Source organism: Spirillospora sp. NPDC029432 (genome assembly GCF_040703975.1).
Lineage (GTDB): Bacteria > Actinomycetota > Actinomycetes > Streptosporangiales > Streptosporangiaceae > Spirillospora.
This window is the reverse complement of sequence record NZ_JBEZWH010000137.1, coordinates 1-7,625: the sequence shown is the minus strand read 5'-3', so window position 1 is coordinate 7,625 and position 7,625 is coordinate 1. Positions and strand designations below refer to the sequence as shown.

The 7,625-nt window shown below is 73.0% G+C and carries 8 protein-coding genes; 5 read left to right on the top strand and 3 right to left on the bottom strand.

Translation table 11 applies throughout. The features are described from left to right. Positions 1-87 precede the first annotated feature (87 nt). From AB0881_RS41465 to AB0881_RS41455, 3 genes are read left to right on the top strand one after another with little or no spacing between them, the layout of a single operon-like run. On the top strand, positions 88-1,752 hold the full coding sequence (locus AB0881_RS41465; protein ID WP_366626395.1) for a GAF domain-containing SpoIIE family protein phosphatase: 1,665 nt from the start codon (positions 88-90) through the stop codon (positions 1,750-1,752). 43 nt (positions 1,753-1,795) lie between these two features. Continuing rightward, positions 1,796-2,131 (top strand): STAS domain-containing protein, encoded by a 336-nt coding sequence (locus AB0881_RS41460; RefSeq protein WP_366626394.1) that lies wholly within the window; start codon positions 1,796-1,798, stop codon positions 2,129-2,131. A gap of 7 nt (positions 2,132-2,138) precedes the next feature. Continuing rightward, positions 2,139-2,507, top strand: coding sequence for an ATP-binding protein (locus tag AB0881_RS41455; protein WP_366626393.1), 369 nt, complete (start codon positions 2,139-2,141; stop codon positions 2,505-2,507). A gap of 46 nt (positions 2,508-2,553) precedes the next feature. Here the strand turns inward: AB0881_RS41455 and AB0881_RS41450 are convergent, their stop codons facing one another. Further along, positions 2,554-3,894, bottom strand: a complete 1,341-nt coding sequence (locus AB0881_RS41450) for a class II 3-deoxy-7-phosphoheptulonate synthase (RefSeq protein WP_366626397.1) — start codon at positions 3,892-3,894, stop codon at positions 2,554-2,556. A gap of 202 nt (positions 3,895-4,096) precedes the next feature. After that, complete coding sequence (locus AB0881_RS41445) at positions 4,097-5,137, bottom strand: sigma-70 family RNA polymerase sigma factor (RefSeq protein WP_366626392.1); 1,041 nt, start codon at positions 5,135-5,137, stop codon at positions 4,097-4,099. Between the two features lie 132 nt (positions 5,138-5,269). Between AB0881_RS41445 and trxA the strand changes: the two genes are divergently transcribed. Next, positions 5,270-5,623 (top strand): thioredoxin, encoded by a 354-nt coding sequence (trxA, locus tag AB0881_RS41440; RefSeq protein WP_366626391.1) that lies wholly within the window; start codon positions 5,270-5,272, stop codon positions 5,621-5,623. A gap of 38 nt (positions 5,624-5,661) precedes the next feature. Then, positions 5,662-6,492 (top strand): putative RNA methyltransferase, encoded by an 831-nt coding sequence (locus AB0881_RS41435; protein ID WP_366626390.1) that lies wholly within the window; start codon positions 5,662-5,664, stop codon positions 6,490-6,492. Here the strand turns inward: AB0881_RS41435 and AB0881_RS41430 are convergent. Next, positions 6,430-7,125: a hypothetical protein gene (locus AB0881_RS41430; RefSeq protein ID WP_366626389.1), complete on the bottom strand. Its 696-nt coding sequence runs from the start codon at positions 7,123-7,125 to the stop codon at positions 6,430-6,432. The genes AB0881_RS41435 and AB0881_RS41430 overlap by 63 nt on opposite strands. Positions 7,126-7,625: the final 500 nt, after the last annotated feature.

Genomic DNA, 7,625 nt, shown 5'->3' with positions numbered 1-7,625 from the left:
GGTTCAGCGTCTCCTCGCTGTTCTCCTGCGGCGGGTGCCGCCGCCGACGGCGACCCGGCGGGCGGGCTCCCGGCCGGCGGGGACCGGATGCTGCGCTCCCCGGCCGCCCGCGAGGCGCTGGAGGGCGCCGTCACCACCGTCCGGGACGCCCTGGACGCCGACGCCGCCGCCGTGCTGCTCACCGAGCGGGACGGCCGGCTGGTCCTCGGCGCCGCCGCGGGCCTGCCCGGCGAGGTGCGGCTGGGCGAGCTGTCGGTGGTCAATCTGGGCCCCGACGCCCGCGCCGGCTCGCCCTGGGTGTCCTCCGACAACTCCGACCCCATCGCCGCCGCCCTCCGGGCCCGGTCGCTGGCCGCGGCCCCGCTGGAGGCGCAGGGGCGCCTGACCGGCGTCGTGGTCGCGCTGTCGTCGACCCCGGGCCGGTTCGATGAGGCCACCGCCGCCCGCCTCGGCCGCATCGCCGACGAGATGTCGCTCAACCTGGAGAAGGCCAGGGTGGGCGAGCTGGAACGATCCTGGCGCGGCTGGCTGAGCTTCGTCGCCGAGGCCAGCGACCTGCTGGCCGGTACCCTCGACCAGGAGCGCACCATGGCCCTGGTCGCCCAGCTGGTGGTGCCCCGGCTGTCCACCTGGTGCGCGGTCTACACCGTCGCCGACTCCGGCGCCGCCCGGCTCGCCTACGTCTGGCACGCCGACGAGACCCGCGCGGACGCCCTGCGCGAGCTGCTCGAGCACGCCGACATGGTGCCCCCGATGGACTCGCCCGGCCCCTGGCACGGGCTCGCCACCGCCCCGCCGGACGTGCGCGCCGCCGCCGGCACCACCGCCGCCGACCACGCCTACGCGTTCCCGCTGATCGCCCGCGGCCGCCGGATCGGCACCATCGTGATCGGCCGCCCGCCCGGCGACCGCTTCCCGCGCAGCGCGATCGAGCTGGCCGAGGAGCTGAGCCGCCGCGCCGCCCTCGCCGTCGACAACGCCCGCCTGTACTCCGAGCAGACGACGATGAGCAGCGCGCTGCAGCGCAGCCTGCTGCCGCCCGCCATCCCCGACATCCCCGGCCTGGAGGTCGCGGTGGTGTACGAGCCGGCGGGGGAGGGCAGCGAGGTCGGCGGCGACTTCTACGACGTCTTCGAGACCGCCGGGCCCGGCGCCCCCACGGCCGCCTCCGCGCGCTGGCGGTTCGCCATCGGCGACGTGTGCGGCACCGGCCCGCAGGCCGCGGCCGTCACCGGCCTGGCGCGGCACGCGCTGCGCATCCTGGCCGCCGAGAACCTGTCGGTCCCCGACGTGCTCGCCCGCCTCAACCGGCTCATCCTCGCCGAGGGCGAGCGCGGCCGGCTGCTGACCCTGCTGCACGGCGAGATCGCGCCCCGGCCCCGCCGGGACGGCGTGTCGATCAAGCTGGCGAGCGCCGGCCACCCGCCGCCGCTGATCCTGGACCCGGACGGTAGGGTGACCGAGGCCTCCTCGCCGCAGCCGCTGCTCGGTGTGTTCGACGGGGTGGACTTCCGGACCGAGACCGTCCAGCTCAAGCGCGGCCAGGTGCTGCTGTGCGTCACCGACGGGGTGACCGAACGGCGCTCGGGTGCGCGGCTGCTGGGAGACGGCCACGGGCTGGAACGCCTGCTCTCCGGCTGCACCGGGCTCAGCGCGGGCGCGGTGGCCGCCCGGATCCAGCGGGCGGTACGCGATTTCGGACCGGAACCCTCCGGCGACGACGTTGCCCTCATCGTTCTCCGGGCGTCATGATGGAGCTCAACAATCGGTAAGGTGGGGTGGCGTGGGGCTTGCCTTGCACACGACACGACAGGACGGCCGCGCGACGATCGCCGCGCGCGGCTCCATCGACCTGCACTCCTCGGAGGAGCTGCGGGCACGGCTCACCGAGCTGATCGACGCGGGCGAGCGGGAGGTCGTGGTGGACCTGACCGCCGTGGACTTCTGCGACTCCTCGGGGCTCAACGTGCTGGTGCGGGCCTATAAACACGCCAAGGCCCAGAACGCCGAGCTCACCGTCACCGGCGCGTACGGCCGGGTCGAGAACGTGCTCCGCACCACCGGGCTCGACCGCTTCCTGATCGGCGGGGCCAGCGGGGCCGGCGGGGCGAGCGACGCGAGCGCCGGATAGCGCCGCCATGACCGAGACCACGCTGCGCGCCGCCCCCCAGACCGAGGCCGTGGAGTACGCCCGCCGACTGGCCGCCCGCACCATGCGCACCTGGGCGCTGATGGAGCGCGAGGAACTGGTGACCGCGATCGTCGCCGAGCTCGTCGCCAACGCCGTCCTGCACGCGGGCACCGCGCTGGAGCTGCGGCTGCTGCGCGGCAACGGCCGGGTCCGCATCGAGGTCCGCGACCGGGCCGCCCAGATGCCCCGGCTCACCGTCCCCGGCCCACTGGACGAGTCGCACCGCGGCCTGTTCATCGTCGACCGCTTCGCCAGCGACTGGGGCGCCGATCCCGTCACCGGCGGCAAGGTCGTCTGGGCCGAGGTCGAGGTCTAGGTCCAGGTCTAGGCGCCCGCGGCGGGGCCGCGGGCGCCCGTCCCGACTACTGGGTCTTGCGGTAGAGCTCCGCCACGCGGAACGCCAGGTCCAGCGACTGGCCCCGGTTGAGCCGCGGGTCGCAGGCCGTCTCGTACCGCTGGTGCAGGTCGCCCTCGTCGATCTGGTGGCCGCCGCCGACGCACTCGGTCACGTCGTCGCCGGTGAACTCGATGTGGATGCCGCCCGGGTGCGTGCCCAGCCCCCGGTGCACCTCGAAGAAGCCCGTCACCTCGTCCAGCACGTCGTCGAACCGGCGCGTCTTGTGCCCGCTCGGCGCCTCGAACGTGTTCCCGTGCATCGGGTCGCAGATCCACGCCACCGGCGACCCGCTGCGCTCCACCTTCTCGATCAGCGGCGGCAGCGCGTCGCGGATCTTCCCGGCGCCCATCCGGGTGATGAACGTCAGCCGGCCCGGCTCGCCCTCCGGGTTCAGCCGGTCCATCAGCGCCAGCGCGTCGTCCGCCGACGTCGTCGGGCCCAGCTTCACCCCGATCGGGTTGCGGATGTGGCGCAGGAACTCCACGTGCGCGCCGTCCAGCTGCCGCGTCCGCTCGCCGATCCACACCAGGTGCGCCGACACGTCGTACGGCAGGCCGCTGAGGCTGTCGATCCGGGTCAGCGCCCGCTCGTACTCCAGTAGCAGCGCCTCGTGGCTGGAGTAGAACTCCACCCCGTGGAACTCGTCGGGGTTCGCCCCGCACGCCTTCATGAACGTCAGCGCCCGGTCGATCTCGCCCGCGAGCGCCTCGTACTTGCGACCGGCCGGGCTCGCGGCCACGAAGTCCCGGTTCCACGCGTGCACCTGCCGCAGGTCGGCGTAGCCGCCCTTGGTGAACGCCCGGCACAGGTTCAGGGTCACCGCCGAGGCGTGGTACGCCTTCAGCAGCCGCCAGGGGTCGTTGCGCCGCGCGTCCGGCGTGAAGTCGAAGCCGTTGACCGCGTCGCCCCGGTACGCGGGCAGCTCCAGGCCGTCGCGCGTCTCCGACGGCTTGGACCGCGGCTTGGCGAACTGCCCCGCCATCCGGCCGATCTTGACCACCGGCACGCTGGCGGCGTACGTGAGCACCACCGCCATCTGCAGCAGGGTCTTCAGCTTGTTCTTGACGGCGTCGGCGTTGGACCCCTCGAAGGTCTCCGCGCAGTCACCGCCCTGGAGCACGAACGCCTCGCCGCGCGCGACCTCGCCGAGCCGCTGCTTCAGCTGGTCGCACTCGCCGGCGAAGACCAGCGGGGGCTGCTTGGCCAGCTCCGCGGTCACGGCCCGGACCTCGGCCGGGTCGTCCCACGCGGGCTGCTGGAGGGCGGGAAGGTCACGCCAGGCGTCGAGATCGCCCGTGGTGTTCATGGACATGTGGAGATCTACCCTGCGAACTGTCGGTGACGGGTGGGCCGTACGTTCTGATCGGTCACGTACTGATTGGACGACGCCAGGTTATGGCACGGTTCGCGCCTCACCATGGGCCGTATCGGCCATAAGGCCGTACACACCGAGGGGGACGGCCCGGCACCGGGCCGTCCCCCTCGGCGGAATCTGCGGGAGAACCTGGTCAGGCGGCCTTGGAACGCGCGGGCTCGCGGAGCCGCCGGCCGTGCATCCGCTCCCCGCCGGCCTCGGCCGGCCGCGGGGCCGCCGGGCCGGGAAGCGTGCGCTGCCCGCCCGGATCGACGTCGGCGGCCAGCTGCCGCAGCCGCCGCAGCGACCGGTCGGTGATCTGCCGCACCCGGTTGTGGCTCAGGCCGTACCGGGCGCCGATCTGCGCGTACGACAGCGGCTGCCCGCTGTCCATCCCGAACCGGGCCCGCAGGATCGCCGCCTCGCGCTCGGGCAGCCGCTCCAGCAGGCGCGCCAGCCCCTCCAGGTCGTCCAGCGCGACGATCTCGGCCTCGGGCGTCACCGCCTCCGGGTCCTCCAGCAGATCGCCCATCGGCGTCTCGCCCGCGTCGTCCACGGTCGCGTCCAGGCTGGCGGGATCGCGGCGCCAGCGCATCAGCTCGTCGACGTGCTCGGGCTCCGCGCCGACCGCCAGGGCCAGCTCCTCGCGGCTCGGCTCGCGCCCCAGGTCGCGGCTCAGCTGCCGCTCGGCGCGCCGCAGCCGCGACAGCTCCTCCTCGACGTGCACGGGCAGCCGGATCGTCCGCGCCGTGTGGCTCAGGCCACGGCCGATCGCCTGCCGGATCCACCATGTCGCGTACGTTGAGAACTTGTATCCGCGGCGGTAGTCGAACTTCTCCACCGCGCGCATCAGCCCCAGATTGCCCTCCTGGATGAGGTCGATCAGGGGCAGCGAGTCGGTCGGGTACTTGCGGGCGATCGATACGACGAGCCGCAGGTTGGCCTCGACGAACCGGCGCTTCGCGCGCAGGCCCCGGGCGACGAGCTCCTCGAGCTCCTCCGGCGTCACGCCCTCCGGCGGATTCCCGTCCTCCAGAAGCCGTTCGGCGTACAGGCCCCCCTCGATCGCCTTCGCCAGGTCGACCTCCTCCACCGCGTCGAGCAGCGGCGTACGGCCGATCCGGTCGAGATAGGCCCCGACGAGGTCCTTGTCGGGGGCGTCGACCCTGTCGCCCTTGGTACGGGTTGCAGTCATCCTGACCCTTCTCCGGTGCGATCTCCCTGAAGGCACAACGTACGGACGCCCCCCGGTGATTCCCGGGCAGGGAATACTGCGGGGGCGGGCACCGCTCTACCCCACCGATACCCCGAGCGAGGAGACGACGACATGGCGACGGTCACACTGACCGCGGACAACTTCGACGAGGTGGCCCAGGGCGACGGCATCGTGCTGGTCGACTTCTGGGCGGACTGGTGCGGTCCGTGCAAGCGGTTCGCGCCGGTCTTCGAGAAGGCCGCGGACCAGCACGCCGACATCACCTTCGCGAAGGTGGACACCGCCGCCGAGCAGGAGCTGTCGGAGCGTTTCGGCATCACCTCCATCCCGACGCTGATGGCCATCCGGGACGGGATCATCGTGTTCGCCGAGCCCGGCGCACTGCCCGCGCCGACGCTGGAGAACGTGATCGAGCAGGTCCGCGGGCTGGACATGGAGGACGTGCGGCGCCGCGCCGAGGCCTGACGGCGGCCGGCCCGCCGCCGACCCGCCATCATGGACGGATGCTGGCCGACGTCGTCGAACACCTGTCCTGCCCCGTCTGCGCCGAGGGCCTGAAGCTCGACGCGGGGACGCTGCTCTGCACCGCCGGGCACCGGTTCGACATCGCCCGCCAGGGCTACGCCAACCTGCTGTCCGGGAACGCCAGACCCGGCACCGCCGACACACCGGAGATGGTCCGCGCACGGGAGACCTTCCTCGGCGCGGGCCACTTCGCGGCCCTGACCGACCGCCTGGCCGAACGCGCCGCCCGCACGGACGCGGTCGTCGTCGACGCCGGCGCCGGGACGGGCCACTACCTGAAGGCGATCCTCGACCGTTCTCCCGGAACGGCCGGTATCGCACTCGACATCTCCAAGCACGCCGCCCGCCGAGCCGCCCGCGCGCACCCCCGCGTCGGCGCCGTGGTCGCCGACCTCTGGCGGCCCCTTCCCGTACGGGACGCCGCGGCGGACACGGTCGTCAACGTCTTCGCTCCGCGCAACGCGCCCGAATTCCACCGCGTGCTGAAGCCGGGCGGGACGCTCCACACCGTCACTCCGTCGGAACGCCACCTCGGAACCCTGGTGCGCGCACTCGGCCTGCTGTCCGTCGACGAACGCAAGGCGGAACGCGTCGACACCGCGCTCGCCGGCCACTTCACACCCGAGACCCGGGAGCACCTGGAGACCGAGGCGCTCCTGAACCACGACGACATCGCGACACTGGTGGCGATGGGACCGAGCGCGCACCACGTGGCACCCGAAGAGCTGCGCCGGCGTGTGGCCGAACTACCGGACCCGTTCCCGGTGCCCCTGTCGTTCGTGCTGTCCGCCTACCGCCGTACCGGGTAGCCCGTCGAGGAACACCTGCGGCACCTCGCCGGGCTCGATGACCCGCCCTGCCTCGCGCAGCTCCTCGGCGCCCGCCCCGTACCGGAACGACGCCGCCGAACCGAGCAGCACCCGCTGCAGCGCCTGCCCGGCACGGAGCCAGTCCGCGGGGGAGTCGCCGCACGTGGTCAGGACGGCCGTTCCCGCGCAGCGACGCAGCGCGGCCCCTTCGAGCCGGGCCGCCTCCGCCAGCTCCGCGAACGGCAGCACCTGATGGCCGCCCCGCCGCGGCGCGAACGGACGCAGCGTCGCCGCGTACATCAGCCGCTCCGCGCGCGTGATCCGGCGCCGGCCCGCGAGCCGTACCGCCGCGAGCAGCGACGGGCGCCCGGCGTCCGGCAGCGGCCGCACCACCGCCTCGTACCCGACCTGCGCCGCGGCGAGGCGGAGGTTGACGAGCGCGGCACCGCAGCTGAGATGCAGCCGCCGCCCGGTCGGGTCGCCGGTGGCCGGGAACCTGTCCGCGTCGGCCCGTACCTCGATGAGCCCGGGAACGACGGTGAGGCGCCAGGCGTGCACGTGATGCCCCGCCGGCCCCATCGTCGCCGCCACGACCAGACGCTCCGCCGAACGGACCACGGCGCTCGTGTGCAAGCGGACCTCCCTGGGACGCAGGATGGAGCGAACCGTATCCCAGCGGATCCCCGATTTGACGCTTCACGGCGGCCCTCCTAAAGTCATCCATGCCCAAGGGGATGCGGGACGCCGAGAGGCGGACGGCCCCGGGGACCAGCCCAGAGAAAACCGGTTCGAGCCTCGCTCGGCCTGTAGTACGATGGTCTGGTCAGCCCGAGACGGGATGCAGGACGCCGCAAGGCGGCCAGCTCGGTGGGCGAACCCCTACGGATCCAAGCCGATGCTCTTCGGACGTGTCGGACGATGATGTGTGGGGACTGGGTGCCTCTCAACCGTCGAAATGATCTTCACCGGATCAACTTGACAGCCGAGAATCACCTGGTAAGTTAGAAGGGTTGCCCCGGAGCACGGATCCGCGAGAGCGGGTCGGGCGCGGTGGGTGTCCGTTTCTTGAGAACTCAACAGCGTGTTAAAAGCCAGTGCCTTTATCGGTCCGGTTCATTGGTGACCGGACCACC

Coding starts and splice junctions, on each gene's coding strand:
- AB0881_RS41450 (WP_366626397.1), bottom strand. CDS start 3,894: ATGAACACCACGGGCGATCTCGACGCCTGGCGTGACCTTCCCGCCCTC.
- AB0881_RS41445 (WP_366626392.1), bottom strand. CDS start 5,137: ATGACTGCAACCCGTACCAAGGGCGACAGGGTCGACGCCCCCGACAAG.
- AB0881_RS41465 (WP_366626395.1), top strand. CDS start 88: ATGCTGCGCTCCCCGGCCGCCCGCGAGGCGCTGGAGGGCGCCGTCACC.
- AB0881_RS41435 (WP_366626390.1), top strand. CDS start 5,662: ATGCTGGCCGACGTCGTCGAACACCTGTCCTGCCCCGTCTGCGCCGAG.
- trxA (WP_366626391.1), top strand. CDS start 5,270: ATGGCGACGGTCACACTGACCGCGGACAACTTCGACGAGGTGGCCCAG.
- AB0881_RS41455 (WP_366626393.1), top strand. CDS start 2,139: ATGACCGAGACCACGCTGCGCGCCGCCCCCCAGACCGAGGCCGTGGAG.